Raw genomic sequence first — 16,886 nt, 5'->3', positions numbered from 1 at the left:
CAACACCCGCCATCGAATCGCGCCTCTAGACTGACCGGCAGCAGAGCACACCCATGTGCCGAGGTGATTGCAATGACCGCCGCCAACCCTTTGCCCGACAACGCGCTGCCCCCAGGAAGTTGCAGCCCCGAACCAGGACCTGCGTGATGCCCCTCGCCGAGATTCCCTTGAGTGTCTGGCGTACCCGTGGTCGCAGTTTCACGTTTCGCCAGCAATCGATTCGCTACTGGAGCGCAGGGCAGGGCGAGCCCCTGCTTCTGCTGCACGGCTTCCCCACCGCCAGCTGGGACTGGCACTACCTGTGGCAACCCCTGGCCCAGCGCTTTCGCGTGATCGCCTGCGACATGCTCGGCTTCGGTGACTCGTCCAAGCCGTTGCACCACACCTACAGCCTGCTGGAACAGGCAGACGTACAGCAGGCCCTGCTCGAACACCTGCAGGTTCAGGAGCCGGTGCACCTGCTGGCCCATGACTATGGCGCCACGGTGGCCCAGGAACTGCTGGCCCGTCACCACGAGGGGGCGGCCCAGGTGGCCAGTTGCGCGTTTCTCAACGCCGGCCTGTTCCCGGAGTGCCACCGTGCGTTGCTGGTGCACAAGCTCCTGCTCAGCCGGCTTGGCTGGCTGGTGGCGCGCTCGTTCGGGCGCGACGACCTGGTCAGGAATGTCACCCACCTCTATGGCCGCAGCACACGCCCCAGTGAAAGCGTGCTGGATGACTGCTGGAGCCTGATCGCCTCCAACCGCGGCAATCGCATCCTGCACAAGCTGGCAGCCTATGTACCCGAGCGCGTCACCTGGCGCGAGCGCTGGGTGGCGGCCTTGCAGCAGTCAGGCGTACCGCTGCGCCTTATCAATGGCGCCGCCGACCCGGTATCGGGTGCGCATGTGGTGGCGCGCTACTGCGAACTGGTGCCCCAACCCGACACCGTGACCCTGCAGGGCATCGGCCATTATCCGCACACCGAGGCACCGGTACAGGTGCTGCGCCACTACCTGGCATTTCGGCAGCAACCTCTGCCAAGCCTGGCGCACAAGGTCGCCTGGTCCTGATCATCCCGCTGCCTTATTGCCTGCCATTCAGCGTCCGCCCGGTTGATTGTCCGGGGCCGGGCGCTGGCTGACACTGGCTGCCATATTCCTTGCAGTTAACGGAGTGCCGAGATGACCGAGTCGATTCGCCTGGATGAAAAAGTAGTGATTGTGACCGGCGCTGGCGGGGGCCTCGGGCGTGCCCATGCGCTGCTGTTCGCCCGTCATGGTGCCCACGTGGTGGTCAACGACCTGGGAGGCTCCACCCATGGTGAAGGCGCCAGCGCATCGGCGGCCGACCGCGTGGTGGCCGAGATTCGCGAGGCGGGCGGCACGGCGGTGGCCAGCCATGACTCGGTCACCGATGGCGAGCGTATCGTCCAGCAGGCGCTGGACACCTTCGGCCGCGTGGATGTGCTGGTCAACAACGCCGGCATCCTGCGGGACAAGACCTTTCACAAGATGGAGGACAGCGACTGGGACCAGGTGTACCGCGTGCATGTGGAGGGTGCCTACAAGCTCACCCGCGCCGCCTGGCCGCACCTGCGCGAGCAGAACGCGGGGCGGGTGATCTTCACCTCGTCCACCTCGGGCATCTACGGCAATTTCGGCCAGGCCAACTACGGCATGGCCAAGCTGGGCCTGTACGGGCTGACCCGCACCCTGGCGCTCGAGGGGCGCAAGCACGGCATCCTGGTCAATGCCATCGCCCCCACCGGTGGCACGCGCATGACCGAGGGGCTGATTCCGCCGCAGGTGTTCGAACAGCTCAAGCCCGAGCTGATCAGCCCGCTGGTGGTGTACCTGGGCAGTGATCGCTGCCAGGACACCGGCGGGCTGTACGAGGTCGGTGGCGGCTGGGTGGGCAAGGTGCGCTGGGAACGCAGCCTGGGGGTGGGCTTCGACCCGCGCCAGGGCATGAGCGTGGAAGACATCGCCGCAAGTTGGGATGCCATCGGCGATTTCGAGGGCGCGGTGCACCCGCAGGACAGCCTCGAGGCGTTGCAGCAGATGATGGCCAATCTGCACAGGCACGCAGGCTGAACCGGGCAGCACAAATAAAAAAGGCCGCTGCAAAAGCAGCGGCCAAGCAAGACGTAGATCAAGGAGCTTCAAAATCAACGTCGGTGAACCTGAAGGGGGAGGGTTCAACGTGTCAGGTGGTTACTCTAGGGGGAGAGGATTAACCTGACATTAACCGCCAAACCATCGGCCCAGCGCCTGGCGAAACCGCGTTTCGCTGCAAGCCCGGCCAGCATAGCCAGCCCCCCTACCGAAAAAAATAGACGTTTCGGACATTCACTGTTGCAAAGTGGGTAACAGTGCACCAAAACAGGTCACTGTGGTTCATAGCCCATGCGCCAGCTGATTGCCTGCGCCGCCGCCTGCAGCTGCTGCGCCGCCGGGCCCTGTTCATCGGCATGGAAAATCGAGGTAGGGCCCACCACGGTCAGCACGGCAGCGATGTTGCCCATGGCGTTGAACACCGGTGCCGACAGCGCATCCACCCCCGGCATCAGCAGGCCATGCACATGGTGCAGGCCGCGTGCGCGGATCTGCGCAAACAGCGCTTCGTAGTCTGCGGCGTCCTGGCCCAGTGCAAGCAGTTCCTGGTCGCGCAACTCGATGGTCTCGCGCTGGGGCAGGTAGGCCCCGAACACCAGCCCGGTGGACGAACTGAGCAACGGCAGCACCGAGCCGATCTGCGTCACCACCGTCACGGCGCGCACCGCAGGTTCGATGTTCACCACCGTTGCGCCCTGGTTGCCCCACACCGCGATAAAGCAGCTTTCATTGAGCGCGTCACGCAGCTGTGACAACGGCATGGCCGCCACTTTGAGCACGTCCATCCCGCCCAGCGCGGCCAGGCCCACGCGCAGGGCTTCACGGCCCAGCCCGTAGTGGTTGGTGGCCGGGTTCTGCTCGGCAAAGCCGCTGGCGATAAGGGCCTGCAGGTAGCGATGCACCTTGCTCGCGGGCATCTGCACATGCTCGGCCAGGCGCGACAGCGAGGTGGCCGGCGAGAGCTGGGCCAGCGCCTTGAGAATGTCGGTACCGACCTCCGCCGAGCGGACCTTCTGTTTGCCGTTGCTGTCGGCGGTGCTGGTTTTGCTCATGGGAAAGGGGTCCGTGTTGACAGGTGGGCGTCTTTATAGCTTGACGGGTTACAGGTATCAAATTACGTTATGCGTAATCAGTTTACGATAATAATAACGCTACCTGACTGGAGGCTCGATGAACGTCGATTCCACTCCCGCCCTCGCTTACCAGAGCGGCTTCGGCAACGAATTTGCCAGCGAGGCATTGCCCGGCGCCCTGCCGGTTGGCCAGAACTCCCCGCAAAAAGCCCCGTATGGCCTGTATGCCGAGCTGTTTTCCGGCACCGCATTCACCATGGCGCGCAGCGAGCAGCGGCGTACCTGGCTGTACCGTATCCGGCCATCGGCACTGCACCCGGCATTCGAACGCCTCGAGCGCCAGTTGAGCGGCGGCCCGCTGGGCCCGGTAACCCCCAACCGGCTGCGCTGGAGCCCGCTGGACATCCCGGCCGAGCCCACCGACTTCATCGACGGCTGGGTAGCCATGGCGGCCAACTCGGCGGCGCAAAAGCCGGCCGGCATCAGCATCTACAACTACCGCGCCAACCGTTCCATGGAGCGGGTGTTCTTCAACGCCGATGGCGAACTGCTGCTGGTCCCCGAGCAGGGCCGCCTGCGCCTCGTCACCGAGCTGGGCGTGCTGGACGTGGAGCCGCTGGAAATCGCCGTGCTGCCCCGTGGCCTGAAGTTTCGCGTCGAGCTGCTCGACAGTCAGGCGCGTGGCTACATTGCCGAAAACCACGGCGCGCCGCTGCGCATTCCGGACCTGGGCCCGCTGGGCAGCAACGGCCTGGCCAACCCGCGCGACTTCCTCGCGCCGGTGGCCCACTACGAAGAGCAGCAGGGCCCGGTGCCGCTGGTACAGAAGTTCCTCGGCGAGCTGTGGGGCTGCGAACTGCAGCACTCGCCGCTGGACGTGGTGGCCTGGCACGGCAACAACGTGCCGTACAAATACGACCTGCGCCGTTTCAACACCATCGGCACGGTCAGCTTCGACCATCCCGACCCGTCGATCTTCACCGTGCTCACTTCGCCCACCAGCGTACCGGGCATGGCCAACATCGATTTCGTGATTTTCCCGCCGCGCTGGATGGTGGCCGAGAACACCTTCCGTCCACCGTGGTTCCACCGCAACCTGATGAACGAGTTCATGGGGTTGATCAAGGGCGAGTACGACGCCAAGGCCGAAGGCTTCCTGCCCGGCGGCGCCTCGCTGCACAGCTGCATGAGCGCCCACGGCCCGGACGCCGAAACCTGCGCCAGGGCGATTGCCGCCGACCTTGCACCGAGCAAGATCGACAACACCATGGCGTTCATGTTCGAGACCAGCCAGGTGCTGCGCCCGACCCGCCATGCGCTTGAATGCCCGCAACTGCAGGCCGACTACGACACGTGCTGGGCCACCTTGCCGAGCACCTTCACCCCGAATCGGAGATAACCATGAACCAGTCCGCCATTGCCCGCAGTTGGGTCGAGCACGCCAACGGGCATAGCGATTTCCCGCTGCAGAACCTGCCGCTGGGTATCTTCAGCCGTGGCAGCGACGAGCGTCGCTGCGGTGTGGCCATCGGTGACGCGATTCTGGACCTCGACGCGGTGCTGGCCGCCGGGCTGTTCGACGGCCAGGCCCGCAATGCGGTGCAGGCCACCCGCGGTGGTGCGCTGAACGCCTATTTCGCCCTGGGCCGTGAGGCCCGCGTGGCCCTGCGCGAGCGCCTGCTCGAACTGCTGGGTGCCGACAGCCCGCACCAGGCTGCGCTGAAGCCGGCCCTGTACCCGGCCGCCGAGTGCCAGTTGCACCTGCCGGCGCGCATCGGCGACTACACCGACTTCTATGTAGGCATCGAGCACGCCAAGAACGTCGGCAAGCTGTTCCGCCCCGACAACCCGCTGCTGCCCAACTACAAATACGTGCCGATCGGCTACCACGGCCGTGCCTCGACCATTCGCCCGTCGGGTACCGATGTCCGTCGGCCCAACGGCCAGACCCTGCCCGCCGGGCAAACCGAGCCGAGCTTCGGCCCGTGCGCGCGGCTGGACTACGAACTGGAGCTGGGCATCTGGATCGGCCAGGGCAATGCCATGGGCGATGCCATCCCGGTAGCGCAGGCAGGCGAACACGTTGCCGGCTACTGCCTGCTCAACGACTGGTCGGCCCGCGACATCCAGGCCTGGGAATACCAGCCGCTGGGCCCGTTCCTGTCCAAGAGCTTCATCTCCACCGTGTCGCCCTGGGTGGTCACCGCCGAGGCGCTGGAGCCGTTCCGCTGTGCCCAGCCGGCACGCCCCGAAGGCGATCCGCAGCCGCTGGCGTACCTGCTCGACCCGCGTGACCAGGCGGGTGGCGCGTTCGACATCGAGCTGGAAGTGCTGCTGCTGACCGAGCGCATGCGCGAGCAGAACCTGCCGGCGCATCGCCTGACCCTGAGCAACACCCTGAGCATGTACTGGACCGTGGCGCAGATGGTTGCGCACCACAGTGTCAACGGCTGCCAGTTGCAGCCAGGCGACCTGTTCGGTTCGGGCACCCTGTCGGGCGCCAAGCCTGGCCAGTTCGGCAGCCTGCTGGAGATTACCGAGGGCGGCAAGGTGCCGATCGAACTGGCCAGTGGCGAGGTGCGCAGGTTCCTTGAAGACGGCGACGAGATCATCCTGCGCGCGCGCTGCAAGCGTGATGGCGTGGCGTCGATCGGTTTTGGCGAGTGCCGCGGCAAGATTCTGCCGGCACATTGAGAGGGTACGAGCATGGAACTGTATACCTACTACCGTTCTACCTCGTCGTACCGCGTGCGCATTGCGCTGGCGCTCAAGCAGCTGGATTACCAGTCGCTGCCGGTCAACCTGCTCAAGGGCGCGCAGCGCGAGGCCGAGTTCCTGGGGCTGAACCCCCAGGGGCGCATCCCGGCGCTGCGTATCGACTCGGGCGAGCTGCTGGTGCAGTCGCCGGCGATCATCGAGTACCTGGAGGAGGTTTATCCACAGCCTGCGCTGTTGCCGCAGTCGCCGGTGGCGCGGGCGCAGGCGCGCGCCGTGGCGGCGTTGATCGGTTGCGACATCCACCCGCTGCACAATGTCAGCGTGCTCAATCAGCTGCGTGAGCTGGCGCATGACGACACCCAGGTGAACGCCTGGATCGGCCACTGGATCACCCAGGGGCTGGCGGCGGTGGAGCAGATGATCGGCGAGGCGGGGTTCTGTTTCGGCGATGAGCCGGGGCTGGCGGATGTGTACCTGATCCCGCAGGTGTATGCGGCCGAACGGTTCAATGTGGACCTGTCGGGCTGGCCACGGATTCGCCGGGTGGTGGCGCTGGCCGGTGAGCATGATGCGTTCGTGCAGGCGCATCCTTCGCGTCAGCCGGATACCCCCTGATGGGCCATTCGCCAGCCAGGCCGGCTCCTGCAGGCGCTGCGCGGCCCGTGTAGGAGCCGGCCTGGCCGGCGAAGCTTTCAGTGCACCGAAGGCGTCGGCGGCGGCAGGTGGCTCAGCCGCTCGGTCAGGCGCAACCGCTGGATCGGGTCATCCGTCAGCATCAGCGCATGCTCCAGGTCAAACCGCTCTGCCTGCGGGCAATCCAGCCGCTGATACAGTGTCGCCCGCGCCAGGTAATCGCTGGCGCTGGCCGAGCCCAGCAACAACACCCGCTCGGCATCCTTCAGCGCCGCAAGGTCATCATCATTGCTCGCATGCAACTGACGCAGGTTGCGCGACAGTCGTTGCAGCATCTGCTGTGCGCTGGCCGTCACCAGATGCTCGGCGCTCAACGGCAACTGCGGGCGGAACTGGCGGCTGAGCAACTCGCGACAATCGGCCGGGTACAACCGGCGCCCGCCGCAGGGGTCCAGCAGGTGATCGGCCCCCGGCACGCGCAACAGGAAATGCCCCGGAAAATTCACCCCCTCCAGTGGTATCGACAGCCCGCGGGCCAGCTCCAGCGTGAGGATCGCCAGTGCCAGTGGTTGTCCGCGACGACGTTGCAGCACCTTGTTCAGCAGCGCCGCCTGCGGGCGCAATGGGTGATATTCGTCCTGCTGGAAGCCCGCCGCGCTGAGCGCCCGCAGCAACGGCTGCGCCAGTTCGCTCACCGGCAGCATGGGCAGGCTCTGGCTGACCTGCTGCTGCACGAGCTGCAATTCGCCCAGCACCTGGGCCGGCTGCACGCTGGCATCGTGTTCGGCAGCGATCCACAGCGCCGCCTCGAACAGGGCGGCGGGGTTGCGTTCCAGGCAGGCCAGGCAGGCTTGGCGTGGGGTCATGGCAGTCTCCGCTCAAGCTTCTGTTGTAGCGCCGGCAGGGGCGTTCGTCCAGTGCCGCAACGTGTGCCTTCGCGCCGCCTATACTGGTGGGAGCACTGACTCACGAGGGCTGGGCAATGTTCGCTCTCATGCAAAGCACGCGCACCCACTCACTGCACCTGTGCGTCGACCCGGCCACGGGCCTCAAGGCGGTGATCGCCATTCACAACCAGCGGCTGGGCCCGGCCATGGGCGGTTGTCGCTATCTGCCTTACCCGGACGACGACACCGCAATGACCGATGCCATTCGCCTGGCCCAGGGCATGAGCTACAAGGCTGCCCTGGCGGGCCTGCCGCTGGGCGGTGGCAAGGCGGTGATCATCCGCAACCCCCATGTGGAAAACCGCGCCGCGCTGTTCGAGGCCTTCGGGCGCTTCGTCGACAGCCTGGAGGGGCGCTACATCACCGCGACCGATAGCGGCACCTCGACCCTGGACATGGACTGCATCGCCCAGAGCACCCGGCACGTCACCAGTACCACCACCGCCGGCGACCCTTCGCCGCATTCGGCCATGGGCGTGTTCGCCGGCATCCGCGCCACGGCGATGGCGCGCCTGGGCACCGACAACCTGGAAGGGTTGCGCGTGGCTGTGCAGGGGTTGGGGAATGTCGGGTTTGCCCTGGCCGAGCAGTTGCATGCGGCGGGGGCGGTACTGCTGGTCAGCGACCATGACCCGGGGCGGGTGCAACTGGCCATGGAGCAGTTGAATGCGCTGCCGGTGGCCAGCGAAGCGCTGGTCAGCACGCCTTGCGACATCTTCGCGCCGTGCGGGCTGGGCCCGGTGCTCAACAGCCAGAGCGTCATGCAGCTGCGCTGTGCCGCGGTGGCCGGCTCGGCGAACAACCAGCTGACCCACCTTCAGGTCGCCGACCAGCTCGAAACCCGCGGCATTCTGTATGCCCCGGACTACATCATCAATTCCGGCGGGCTGATCTACGTGGCGCTGACCCACCAGGGCCAGGACCTTGGCACCATCACCGCGCACCTGGCGCGCATCCCCACGCGGCTGACCGAGGTCTTCGCCCACGCCCAGGCCGAGAAGAGCTCGCCGGCCCGCGTGGCCCAGCAACTGGCCGAGAAGCTGGTGTACAACGCCTGATGCCTACTCGGCGGGCTGCTCGGCAAGCAGCTCGGACAACGCGTCGGGCTGGCTCTTGAAGGCCTTGGCGAACACATCGCGGTTCTTCGCCATGTAGATACCCGCTTCCTCGACCTGCTGTTCGCTCAGCGACGGCACGGCCTTCTGCAGCACCTCGGCGAGCAGTTCGGCCAGCTCGAGCATCTTGTCGTGACGGTCTGCTTCAGCTTTATCCATGAACAAGCGCTCCAGATCGCGGCTGCTGCGGTATACCACTTCGACGGCCATTCATCACCTCACATGCCTTTCGATAATTGATGTGTACGAGTACTGTGTTTTTATACAGGTAAAAGCATAAGGCAAACCACCACGTTTGGGTAGTGGCATTTTTATAGCTCAATTTGCTCGCAATGGTGGGGTGGCGGGTGTCTTGCGGCAATCGGTCGCCTTCTCAAGCTGTGCCGCTGGCCTTTTTACTGCATGCAGGCAAAGCGTCACCTGGGTGGCGCATCCTCCCTTCGTCGTTTCCAAGGAATTCGCATCGTGAACATCAAATGGGCTGAAAAAGTGCGCAAGGGCCTGCATGGCTCGGCGGATTCGCTGGGCAACCTGTGCGTGGAGGCCTTTCATTACCTGGCACTGTTCGGCATCGGTGCCATCACCGCCTATGCGGCGGTGTCGGCATTCATCGAGATGATCGGCAAGGGTGGGGTGAGCGTCGATGACATCCTGCTGCTGTTCATCTACCTGGAGCTGGGGGCGATGGTGGGGATCTACTTCAAGACCAACCACATGCCCATCCGCTTCCTGCTGTACGTGGCGATCACCGCGCTCACGCGCCTGCTGATCGGCGATGTGTCGCACCACAAGGCCCCCGACGTGGGCCTGCTGTATGTGTGCGGCGGGATCCTGCTGCTGTCGTTCTCGATCCTGGTGGTGCGCTACGCCTCGTCGCGCTACCCCTCCACCAAGGCCATCGACGCCAGCGGCAAGGAAATCGAAGAGGCCAAGTAGCCTTGGCTCACGCCCCCGCGCGGCGCTCGCTGGCGGCGCGCAGGCCCGGGGTGCGTGCACCGTCGCGGGTCATGCTGGCCAGAATCTCCATGGCGCTGTGGCCCTGCTCGATGGCAATGCCAAAGCGCACGCTCTCGATCAGGCGCGCCAGGCGCTTGGGGTCATTGCGCTGGGCCGGGCTGATCAGGCGCTTGGCCACCACGCCCTGATCGTCGGACAGGGTCAGCATGATGCTGCCATCGAGCCGCTCGATACTCAGGTTGACCCGGTAGGTGTCGGCAAATGCAGCGTTGATCTGTTGGAAGGGGTTGATCATGGGGCTGTACCTGGCAAAGACATGTTCTGATTGACCGGGCCCTGGCCAGGTTGGTTCAGGTGACGTTGCGGGGCAGGTGCCGAGTGGTCAATAAAAAAGGCGAGCCGTGGCTCGCCTTCTTTCATTGCCTTGGCTGTCAGGCCTGACGGGCCTGCAGGGCTTGCTCGTTCTCCAGGAATTCTTCCTGCAGCAGGGCATCGGCTGCCGGGGCGGTTGCGACCTTCTGGGTCACACCACGTTTGCCGCGCAGTTTGCCGAACAGGTGCTCGAGGGAATGCTCGAGTTTGGTCGCGGCGCCTTCGATGGCCTGCTCCAGGCTATCGGCCTTGTGGCTGACGGAAATCGGTTGATGGCCTTTGGGGCGTGCCTCCATCTGGCAGCGCATGTCGTGGGGGCCTGGCTTGTCGCCGTTCTCATCGCGCAGGTGGACTTCGATGCGGGTGAGGTCTTCTTCGTAGCGTTCGAGCGTGCTTTCTACCGTAGTGCGTACCCACTCTTCGAGACGGGCACTGCTTTGGATATGGTTGTCGCTGTTGACTTGGATTTGCATAGTTCAATCCCTTATTCAGCTAGCTCGCAAGAGAACGATGCGGGCCATTGCGGCCTGTGGAAATCATCGCCTCTTGACTACAAGGTCAGGCAGTTGGCAGAACTTTTCAAGTGCTTGAAGAAGAAAAATATTTTGTGGCAATTAAACAGGTGAAAGGTTGTCTGGGGGTGTCCTGAGTCAATGCGCGACCCCCCGGCAAGGTGCGCTCCTGTAGGAGCCGGCCTTGCCGGCGAAGCAGGCGCTACCGATCAGAAAGCGACCGATGTCTGCAGATAGACCGTCCGTGGCTCACCCACATACTTGCCCTTGTTGTTGTCGTCGAACGAGCGCGTGAAGTACTGGTGGTTGAAGATGTTCTTCACCCCCACCGCCACGTTCAGGTTCGACAGCTGCGGCCCGAAGTCATAGCCGGCGCGGCTGCTGAACAGCATGTAGCCCGGGATGCGCCCGGCCGCGCCGTCTGCGCTTTGGGCCGAGGTGTTGGCGTTGTCGGCGAACTGGTTGCTCTGGTATGTGCTGTCCAGGTTCAGCTTCCACGGCCCATCGGTGTAACCCAGCCCCAGCGTGCCCTTGTGCCTGGAGGAGAACGGCACACGATTGCCCTTGTTCGGCCCATCTTCGCGGATGGTCGCGTCAACGAAGGCATAGCTGGCGTACACATCGAACCCGGCCAGCGCCGGCGTGAGGCCGTCCAGCGCGTACTTCACGCTCGTTTCCAGGCCCTGGTGGCGGGTTTCGCCACGGGCGATCACGTCGTCGGTGGTCTGGTTGCTTTCGTACTGGTTGTCGAAATTGATCAGGAACAGCCCGGCCTCGGCCTGCAGGTTGCCGTTGTCGTAGCGCGTGCCCAGCTCCCAGGTGCGGGCCTTCTCGGGCTTCACTTCACCCTGATTCACGCGGTTGGGCATCTGGCTGTACTGCACGCTGCCGAACGAACCCTCGGTGTTGGCGTAGAGGTTCCAGCTGTCGCTCAGGTGGTACATCACGTTCAGCGCCGGCAAAGCGGTGTTGTAGTCGCCCTTGTATTCCAGGCCCTTGAGCTTGTTGCTCTGCTGCGACTTGATCATCTCGTAGCGGATACCCGGGGTGATGGTCCACTGGCCGATGTCGATGCGGTCATCCAGAAACAGCGCATGGGCATCGGTGCCGCCACGGGTGTCGCGGTCGTTGGGGCTGGAGGTGGTCGGCAACTGGCCGGCGCTGACGCTCTCCATGTAGCGCAGCTCGTGCCCGGCCTCGTTGATGTAGCGGTAGCCCAGGCCCACCTCGTGGTGGCTGTCGCCCAGCGCAAAGCCCTGGGTGAAACGGGTTTCGATGCCGCGCACCCAGTACTCGCGCGGCGACAGCGAGATCGACCTGTTCTGCACCAGGTAGCCACTGCGCAGGGTCTTGGTGAAGAAGCTGTTGACGCTGAACTGGCGCTCGCCTTCCTTGTAGTCGTAACCGGCGTTGAACATCGTGCGCCGGCCCCAGAACTTGTCCTGCAGGCGGGTGGACTGGTAGGGGTCTGCGTCGTAGTCGGCCACGTTGAGGCCGCCGGGCATCTGCGCCTCGCCCTCGTAATACTGCGCCATGGCATGCAGGCTGTTGGCCTCGTCCAGTTGCAGCTTGCCCTTGAGGATCAGGTCGTCGATCTGCGTGTCGCTGTGCTCGCGCCAGTCGCCACCGCGGGTGCCCGAATACAGGATCGCGCCGCCCAGGCCGTTGTCGGCGGTGCCGCCGGCCAGCAGGTTGGCGCTGCTCTTGAAACCGTCGTGGCTGGAGGAGGGGCTGGTCTGGGTCTGCAGGCCGGCCTTCAGCGTGGGTTCGTCGGGGATCGCGCGGGTCACGAAGTTGACGATGCCGCCCACGTTCTGCGGCCCGTAGCGCACGGCGCCGCCGCCGCGTACCACGTCCACCGCGTCCATGTTGCCCAGGCTGATCGGCGCGAACGACAGCTGTGGCTGGCCATAGGGCGCAAACGGCACCGGAATGCCGTCCATCAGCACCGTTGAGCGCGAGGCCAGGCGCGGGTTGAGCCCGCGAATGCCGAAGTTCAGCGCCATGTCGTGGCTGCCGGTGCCGTTGTTTTCCGGCGCATTCACCCCGGGTATGCGGTTGAGCACTTCCCGTGCGCTGCTGGCGCCGGTGCGTTCGAACTCTTCACGGCGGATCACGTCCCGTGCGCCGGGGTGTTCGAACACGTTGTCCTGGGTGGCTTCACCCAGCCAGTCGCCGACCACGCTGGAGCTGCCCAGCTCCAGCGGCGCGCCGGCGGCCGGGGCCAGCGGTTGCAGGCTGTAGGCGTTGTCGCCTTCGGCGCGGGCCTGCAGGCCGGTGCCTTCAAGCAGCGCGGCCAGGCCCTGTGCAGTGGAATACTCGCCTTCCAGGCCACGGCTTTTCACGCCCTGGGTCACCTGCGAGCCGAACGAGATCAGCACGCCGCTTTCACGCCCGAACTGGTTCAGGGCGTCTTCCAGCGACATCGGGGCGATGTGGTAGGTGCGTGCCTGGGCGGCGTGCAGGGGCGCAACGGCGCCGAAGGTGAGGCTGGCGCCCAGCAGCAGGGCATGGGCGAGGGGGCTTAGGCGAAGCGGCATGCAAAGGGTCCTTGAGAAGGTCGGGGCAAAGGGTTCTGCCTTCTCTGTCACGCGAGATGAAAAAACGGCTCAAGGTTCTGAAAATAATCTCAGGCGCGGGCTTCTACCGTGACCCAGTAGCGGGTGAAGCGCCGCACGCGCACCGGCAGCGGCACCTCCAGCAGGTCCAGGATGCGTTCGCTGTCGGCCAGCGGGTAGCTGCCCGACAGCAGCAGGTCGGCCACCGCCGGATCGCACGTGAGCTGGCCGCGACGGTAGCGGGCCAGATCGTCGATGAAGTCCCCCAGGCGCGTATGCGCAGCCACCAGCATGCCGTCGACCCAGGCGCCGGTGTTGGCATCCACCGCATGGGTGGCGCCCCAGCGTGGCCCGTCGAAACGCGCCTGCTGCCCGGCTTCAAGCGCATGCCCGGCAAGCATCGCCCGGCCCTGCAGCACCGCCACCTGGCTGTGGTCGGCCCACTGTCGCACGTTGAAGCGCCCGCTCGACAACTGCAGCAGGCCGTTGCCGGTCACCACGCGCAGGGGGCGGGGGTCGTCGGCCACATTGAGCAGCAGTTCGCCTTCGAGCAGGTGGATCAGCCGCTGTTCGCGGTCCAGGCGCACGTCGGCGGCGCTGGCGGTGTTCAGGTGCAGGTGCGTGCCGTCGTCCAGGCGCATCTGGCGGCGCTGGCCCAGCGGGCTGCGGTAGTCGGCCAGCAGGGGCGGCAGCGGGTTGTGCTGCTGCAGGGCCAGCCCGCAGGCGCCGCCCACCCCGAGCAGCAACAGCGCCTTGAGCGCGCGCCGCCGGCTGGCCGAGCGTGGCGCCTGCAGGGCGGCGTGCGCCAGTGGCGAAGACAGCCCGCGCAGGCGCTGATTGACCCGCTGTATGTGCTCCCAGGCGCGACGGTGTTCTTCGCTGGCCTGCAGCCAGCGCTCCATGGCCAGTTGCTGGCGGCTGTCGAGGGCACCGCCCTGCAGTTCGATCAGCCAGTGCACCGCCTGTTCTGCCACCTTTGGCGAGAATTCCTGGGCGTTCACAGGGCGAAGTAGCAGCGCATGGCCGCCTTGTTCAGATGGCGCTTCACGGTGGCCAGCGAAATGCCCAGCTGCCGGGCGATGTCGGCGTAGCCCAGGCCGTCGACCTGGGCCATCAGGAAGGCGCGCTTGACCACCACGGGCAGGCCGTCGAGCAGCCGGTCGAGTTCGATCAGGGTTTCCAGAATGATCGCGCGATGTTCTTCGCAAGGCGCCACCGCTTCGGGTAGCTGGGCCAGTGCCTGGTAGTAGGCGCGTTCCAGGTCCTGGCGGCGGTAGTGGTTGAACAGCACGCGCTTGGCCACCGTGGTGAGGAAGGCGCGAGGTTCGTTGAGCGTTGGTGTTTCGCGCGCCTGCAGCAGGCGCATGAAGGTGTCCTGGGCCAGGTCGGCGGCGCTGTGCGGGCAGCCCAGGCGCTGTCGCAGCCAGCCGGTGAGCCAGTTGTGATGGGCGCTGTAGAGGCCTTCGAGCGAAGCAGGGGCGGGCTGGGCACTGGGCACCGTGACAACTCCGGCGCCGGGGGATGCGCAAAAGAATAAGAATTGTTCGCATTGTAGGATTTGAAGCCACAGGCTTCAAGCCACCCGCTGCAAGCGGCCATACCACCGATCTGCTTCTTCTGGGCCGGTTGAAGCGGTGTCTTTGCATCTGCGAATATTAATCATTAATATTACGCCCCTCCTCACACTGGACCCGCTGTCATGAAAAGCAAAGCCGCCGGGCTGCCCTTCAGTTATCGCCTGGCCGTGACCTCGCGCAGCCTCGCGGCGCTGCTCGGCGGTTACCTGCTGGCGGCCATGGCCAGCGTGTGCATCACCTTGTTGCTGCCCATGCCCAAGGCCGACGCGGTCGTCACCGGCATGATGCTGTCGTTTCTGTTCTACCTGGTGGCAATCCTCTGGTGCTTCGCCTGTCGCAGCGCCTGGCATGCCTGGCTCGGGGTGCTGCTGCCCGGCGCCGCGCTGGCCGCCATCAACGGCCTGGCCTACTGGATGCAAACCCCATGAAAGAAGGCTTTCGCCAGGCCATGGCCTGGCTGCACACCTGGGCCGGGCTGATCTTCGGCTGGCTGCTGTTCGCGATCTTCCTCACTGGCACGCTGTCGTACTTCAAGAGCGAAATCAGCCACTGGACCCAGCCGGAGATCCCGTACCGCACCCTCGACACCACCGCCAGCCTGAGCCTGGCGCAGCGCTACCTGCAAACCAACGCCGCCGATGCCGGCAGCTGGTTCATCCAGTTGCCCGAAGCACGCGACCCGACCCTGCGCGTGGGCTGGCGTGCACCCGGCGCCGGCCGGCGCGATTTCAACGAAAAGATCCTCGACCCCGCCACCGGCAATCAACTGCACCCGCGCGACAGCAGCGGCGGCGAGTTCTTCTACCGTTTCCACTTCCAGTTGCAGATGCCCTACCCGTGGGGCCGCTGGCTGTCGACCTTCTGCGCGCTGATGATGCTGGTGGGGCTGGTCACCGGCATCATCACCCACAAGAAGATCTTCAAGGAGTTCTTCACCTTCCGCCCCGGCAAGGGCCAGCGTTCCTGGCTCGACGGCCACAACGCGATCGGCGTGCTGGTGCTGCCGTTCCACCTGATGATCAGCTACAGCAGCCTGGTGATCTTCATGGCCATGGTGATGCCGGCCAGCATCAGCACGATGTATGGCGACAACCTCCAGGCCTATTACAACGAGCTGTTTTCGCGCGACGAGCCGGTCAAGCCGGCGGGCACCCCGGCACCGCTGGTGCCGTTGGCGCAGCTGTATGCCCAGGCGCGCCAGCAGGCGCCCGGCAGCGAGATCAGCTGGGTCGAGGTGCAGAACCCCGGCGACCTCAACGCACGGGTGCGCCTGGTGCGTGCCAGCAACGAGGGCATCGCCCAGAACCGCGGCGCCGGCTGGCTGTTCGACGGCGTGCAGGGTACCCCGCTCAAGGCCCCGGGCGAGCAGAGCACACCGTTGGTGATTGCCGCCGGCATGTACGGCCTGCACATGGGCCATTTCGCCGGCCCGACGCTGCGCTGGCTGTACTTCGTGTTCGGCCTGGCCGGCACTGCCGTGATCGGCACGGGGCTGGTGATGTGGCTGGGCAAGCGCCAGCTCAAGCACGCCAAGAGCGGCACCCAGCCCTTCGAGTTGCGTCTGGTCGAGGTGCTCAACATCGCCAGCATGAGCGGGCTGATCCTCGCCGTGGCGGCGTTCTTCTGGGCCAACCGCCTGTTGCCGGTGGCCCTTGAAGGACGTGCCGATCTTGAGGTCGACAGCTTCTTTGCCGTCTGGGGCCTGGCCCTGCTGCACGCACTGTTGCGCCCCGGGCGCCGCGCCTGGGGCGAGCAACTGCTGCTGGGCGCGGTACTGTTCGCCGCCTTGCCGGTGCTCAACGCCCTGACCACCGGCACCGGCCTGCTGCCTGCGATCGCCCAGGGCGACTGGATGATTGCCGGGTTCGACCTCACGGCGCTGGGCTGTGGCCTGCTGCTGGCCTGGATGGCGCGCAAGATGCTGCGCCCGCAGGTGTTGGCGCCCAAGCGCGCGGCACGCACGCCCAGGGCCGCACCGCTGATCGAAAGCGAGGTGCAGTGATGCTGGCCATCGCGTTGTTCGGCTTTGCCGCAGTGGCGGCGTTGTGCCTGGCCATGGAGCGCCATTACACCGACCTGCTGGGGCACAAGCCCACGCCCCGCCGCCTGCGTGGCCTGCGCATGGGCGGCTGGTTGCTGATCGCCGTGGCACTGGGGCTGGCGGTGCGTCACAGCGGCTGGGCCATGGGCCTGGTGGAGCTGAGCGCGGTAGTGATGGGCGGCTTGTGCGCGTGGGTGTTCGTCCTTCCCTACGCCCCGCGCCTGCTGCTGGGCCTGGCCGCGGCCAGCCTGGTGCTGGCGCCGCTGGCACTGCTGGCGCCGTACTGA

18 protein-coding genes are annotated in these 16,886 nt (G+C 65.6%); 10 read left to right on the top strand and 8 right to left on the bottom strand.

Annotation, left to right across the window (positions count from 1 at the left end; translation table 11 throughout):
• Positions 1-146: 146 nt before the first annotated feature.
• Positions 147-1,052, top strand: a complete 906-nt coding sequence (locus tag KH389_RS22530; RefSeq protein WP_043860421.1) for an alpha/beta fold hydrolase — start codon at positions 147-149, stop codon at positions 1,050-1,052.
• Positions 1,053-1,163: 111 nt separating this feature from the next.
• Entirely contained in the window at positions 1,164-2,075 is a 912-nt protein-coding gene (locus tag KH389_RS22525; RefSeq protein ID WP_054914880.1) for an SDR family oxidoreductase, read from the top strand.
• Positions 2,076-2,368: 293 nt separating this feature from the next.
• Here the strand turns inward: KH389_RS22525 and KH389_RS22520 are convergent, their stop codons facing one another.
• On the bottom strand, positions 2,369-3,148 hold the full coding sequence (locus KH389_RS22520; protein ID WP_043860419.1) for an IclR family transcriptional regulator: 780 nt from the start codon (positions 3,146-3,148) through the stop codon (positions 2,369-2,371).
• Between the two features lie 118 nt (positions 3,149-3,266).
• Between KH389_RS22520 and hmgA the strand changes: the two genes are divergently transcribed.
• From hmgA to maiA, 3 genes are read left to right on the top strand one after another with little or no spacing between them, the layout of a single operon-like run.
• Complete coding sequence (hmgA, locus tag KH389_RS22515) at positions 3,267-4,568, top strand: homogentisate 1,2-dioxygenase (protein WP_043860418.1); 1,302 nt, start codon at positions 3,267-3,269, stop codon at positions 4,566-4,568.
• A 2-nt stretch (positions 4,569-4,570) separates the two neighbouring features.
• Positions 4,571-5,863, top strand: coding sequence for a fumarylacetoacetase (gene fahA / locus KH389_RS22510; protein WP_043860417.1), 1,293 nt, complete (start codon positions 4,571-4,573; stop codon positions 5,861-5,863).
• Between the two features lie 12 nt (positions 5,864-5,875).
• Positions 5,876-6,502, top strand: a complete 627-nt coding sequence (maiA, locus tag KH389_RS22505) for a maleylacetoacetate isomerase (protein WP_213606270.1) — start codon at positions 5,876-5,878, stop codon at positions 6,500-6,502.
• A 77-nt stretch (positions 6,503-6,579) separates the two neighbouring features.
• Here the strand turns inward: maiA and KH389_RS22500 are convergent, their stop codons facing one another.
• On the bottom strand, positions 6,580-7,386 hold the full coding sequence (locus tag KH389_RS22500; protein ID WP_213606269.1) for a SirB1 family protein: 807 nt from the start codon (positions 7,384-7,386) through the stop codon (positions 6,580-6,582).
• 116 nt (positions 7,387-7,502) lie between these two features.
• On the opposite strand from KH389_RS22500, the gene KH389_RS22495 reads away from it, so the two are divergent.
• A complete protein-coding gene (locus tag KH389_RS22495; protein ID WP_054914877.1) occupies positions 7,503-8,525 on the top strand; it encodes a Leu/Phe/Val dehydrogenase in 1,023 nt (340 codons plus the stop codon).
• Between the two features lie 3 nt (positions 8,526-8,528).
• Here the strand turns inward: KH389_RS22495 and KH389_RS22490 are convergent, their stop codons facing one another.
• Positions 8,529-8,792 (bottom strand): YebG family protein, encoded by a 264-nt coding sequence (locus KH389_RS22490; RefSeq protein WP_043860413.1) that lies wholly within the window; start codon positions 8,790-8,792, stop codon positions 8,529-8,531.
• A 255-nt stretch (positions 8,793-9,047) separates the two neighbouring features.
• On the opposite strand from KH389_RS22490, the gene KH389_RS22485 reads away from it, so the two are divergent.
• Entirely contained in the window at positions 9,048-9,518 is a 471-nt protein-coding gene (locus KH389_RS22485) for a phosphate-starvation-inducible protein PsiE (protein WP_043860412.1), read from the top strand.
• 7 nt (positions 9,519-9,525) lie between these two features.
• On the opposite strand, the gene KH389_RS22480 is transcribed toward KH389_RS22485, so the two are convergent.
• The 5 genes from KH389_RS22480 to KH389_RS22460 form a co-directional block, all read right to left on the bottom strand.
• Complete coding sequence (locus KH389_RS22480) at positions 9,526-9,834, bottom strand: DUF3509 domain-containing protein (protein ID WP_043860411.1); 309 nt, start codon at positions 9,832-9,834, stop codon at positions 9,526-9,528.
• A gap of 136 nt (positions 9,835-9,970) precedes the next feature.
• Positions 9,971-10,384, bottom strand: a complete 414-nt coding sequence (locus tag KH389_RS22475) for an HPF/RaiA family ribosome-associated protein (protein WP_043860410.1) — start codon at positions 10,382-10,384, stop codon at positions 9,971-9,973.
• 248 nt (positions 10,385-10,632) lie between these two features.
• Positions 10,633-12,963 (bottom strand): TonB-dependent Fe(3+) dicitrate receptor FecA, encoded by a 2,331-nt coding sequence (gene fecA, locus KH389_RS22470; protein WP_196932563.1) that lies wholly within the window; start codon positions 12,961-12,963, stop codon positions 10,633-10,635.
• A gap of 89 nt (positions 12,964-13,052) precedes the next feature.
• Positions 13,053-13,982, bottom strand: a complete 930-nt coding sequence (locus KH389_RS22465) for a FecR domain-containing protein (RefSeq protein WP_213606268.1) — start codon at positions 13,980-13,982, stop codon at positions 13,053-13,055.
• Positions 13,979-14,479 carry a sigma-70 family RNA polymerase sigma factor gene (locus tag KH389_RS22460; protein WP_054914873.1) on the bottom strand — a complete coding sequence of 167 codons (501 nt, stop codon included), beginning with the start codon at positions 14,477-14,479 and terminating at the stop codon, positions 13,979-13,981. The genes KH389_RS22465 and KH389_RS22460 overlap by 4 nt, the downstream gene beginning before the upstream one ends.
• A gap of 201 nt (positions 14,480-14,680) precedes the next feature.
• Between KH389_RS22460 and KH389_RS22455 the strand changes: the two genes are divergently transcribed.
• Genes KH389_RS22455 through KH389_RS22445 form a run of 3 tightly spaced genes read left to right on the top strand, consistent with a single transcriptional unit; the run spans position 14,681 to position 16,886 of the window.
• Positions 14,681-14,986: a DUF3649 domain-containing protein gene (locus KH389_RS22455; protein WP_043859706.1), complete on the top strand. Its 306-nt coding sequence runs from the start codon at positions 14,681-14,683 to the stop codon at positions 14,984-14,986.
• Complete coding sequence (locus KH389_RS22450; protein ID WP_088515557.1) at positions 14,983-16,560, top strand: PepSY-associated TM helix domain-containing protein; 1,578 nt, start codon at positions 14,983-14,985, stop codon at positions 16,558-16,560. The genes KH389_RS22455 and KH389_RS22450 overlap by 4 nt, the downstream gene beginning before the upstream one ends.
• A complete protein-coding gene (locus KH389_RS22445; RefSeq protein WP_043859708.1) occupies positions 16,560-16,886 on the top strand; it encodes a DUF3325 domain-containing protein in 327 nt (108 codons plus the stop codon). Before KH389_RS22450 ends, KH389_RS22445 begins: the two co-directional genes overlap by 1 nt.

Origin of the sequence: Pseudomonas qingdaonensis, assembly GCF_018398475.1 — a bacterium.
Classification (GTDB): Bacteria; Pseudomonadota; Gammaproteobacteria; order Pseudomonadales; family Pseudomonadaceae; genus Aquipseudomonas; species Aquipseudomonas palmensis.
The sequence above is the reverse complement of the archived record's forward strand: the minus strand, read 5'-3'. Positions and strand labels throughout refer to the sequence as shown.

Excerpts from the sequence above, each read along its gene's own strand:
- KH389_RS22445 (WP_043859708.1), top strand. The coding sequence starts at position 16,560 with ATGCTGGCCATCGCGTTGTTCGGCTTTGCCGCAGTGGCGGCGTTGTGC.
- KH389_RS22525 (WP_054914880.1), top strand. The coding sequence starts at position 1,164 with ATGACCGAGTCGATTCGCCTGGATGAAAAAGTAGTGATTGTGACCGGC.
- hmgA (WP_043860418.1), top strand. The coding sequence starts at position 3,267 with ATGAACGTCGATTCCACTCCCGCCCTCGCTTACCAGAGCGGCTTCGGC.
- KH389_RS22495 (WP_054914877.1), top strand. The coding sequence starts at position 7,503 with ATGTTCGCTCTCATGCAAAGCACGCGCACCCACTCACTGCACCTGTGC.
- KH389_RS22530 (WP_043860421.1), top strand. The coding sequence starts at position 147 with ATGCCCCTCGCCGAGATTCCCTTGAGTGTCTGGCGTACCCGTGGTCGC.
- KH389_RS22500 (WP_213606269.1), bottom strand. The coding sequence starts at position 7,386 with ATGACCCCACGCCAAGCCTGCCTGGCCTGCCTGGAACGCAACCCCGCC.
- maiA (WP_213606270.1), top strand. The coding sequence starts at position 5,876 with ATGGAACTGTATACCTACTACCGTTCTACCTCGTCGTACCGCGTGCGC.
- KH389_RS22480 (WP_043860411.1), bottom strand. The coding sequence starts at position 9,834 with ATGATCAACCCCTTCCAACAGATCAACGCTGCATTTGCCGACACCTAC.
- KH389_RS22475 (WP_043860410.1), bottom strand. The coding sequence starts at position 10,384 with ATGCAAATCCAAGTCAACAGCGACAACCATATCCAAAGCAGTGCCCGT.
- KH389_RS22490 (WP_043860413.1), bottom strand. The coding sequence starts at position 8,792 with ATGGCCGTCGAAGTGGTATACCGCAGCAGCCGCGATCTGGAGCGCTTG.
- KH389_RS22450 (WP_088515557.1), top strand. The coding sequence starts at position 14,983 with ATGAAAGAAGGCTTTCGCCAGGCCATGGCCTGGCTGCACACCTGGGCC.
- fecA (WP_196932563.1), bottom strand. The coding sequence starts at position 12,963 with ATGCCGCTTCGCCTAAGCCCCCTCGCCCATGCCCTGCTGCTGGGCGCC.
- fahA (WP_043860417.1), top strand. The coding sequence starts at position 4,571 with ATGAACCAGTCCGCCATTGCCCGCAGTTGGGTCGAGCACGCCAACGGG.
- KH389_RS22520 (WP_043860419.1), bottom strand. The coding sequence starts at position 3,148 with ATGAGCAAAACCAGCACCGCCGACAGCAACGGCAAACAGAAGGTCCGC.
- KH389_RS22455 (WP_043859706.1), top strand. The coding sequence starts at position 14,681 with ATGAAAAGCAAAGCCGCCGGGCTGCCCTTCAGTTATCGCCTGGCCGTG.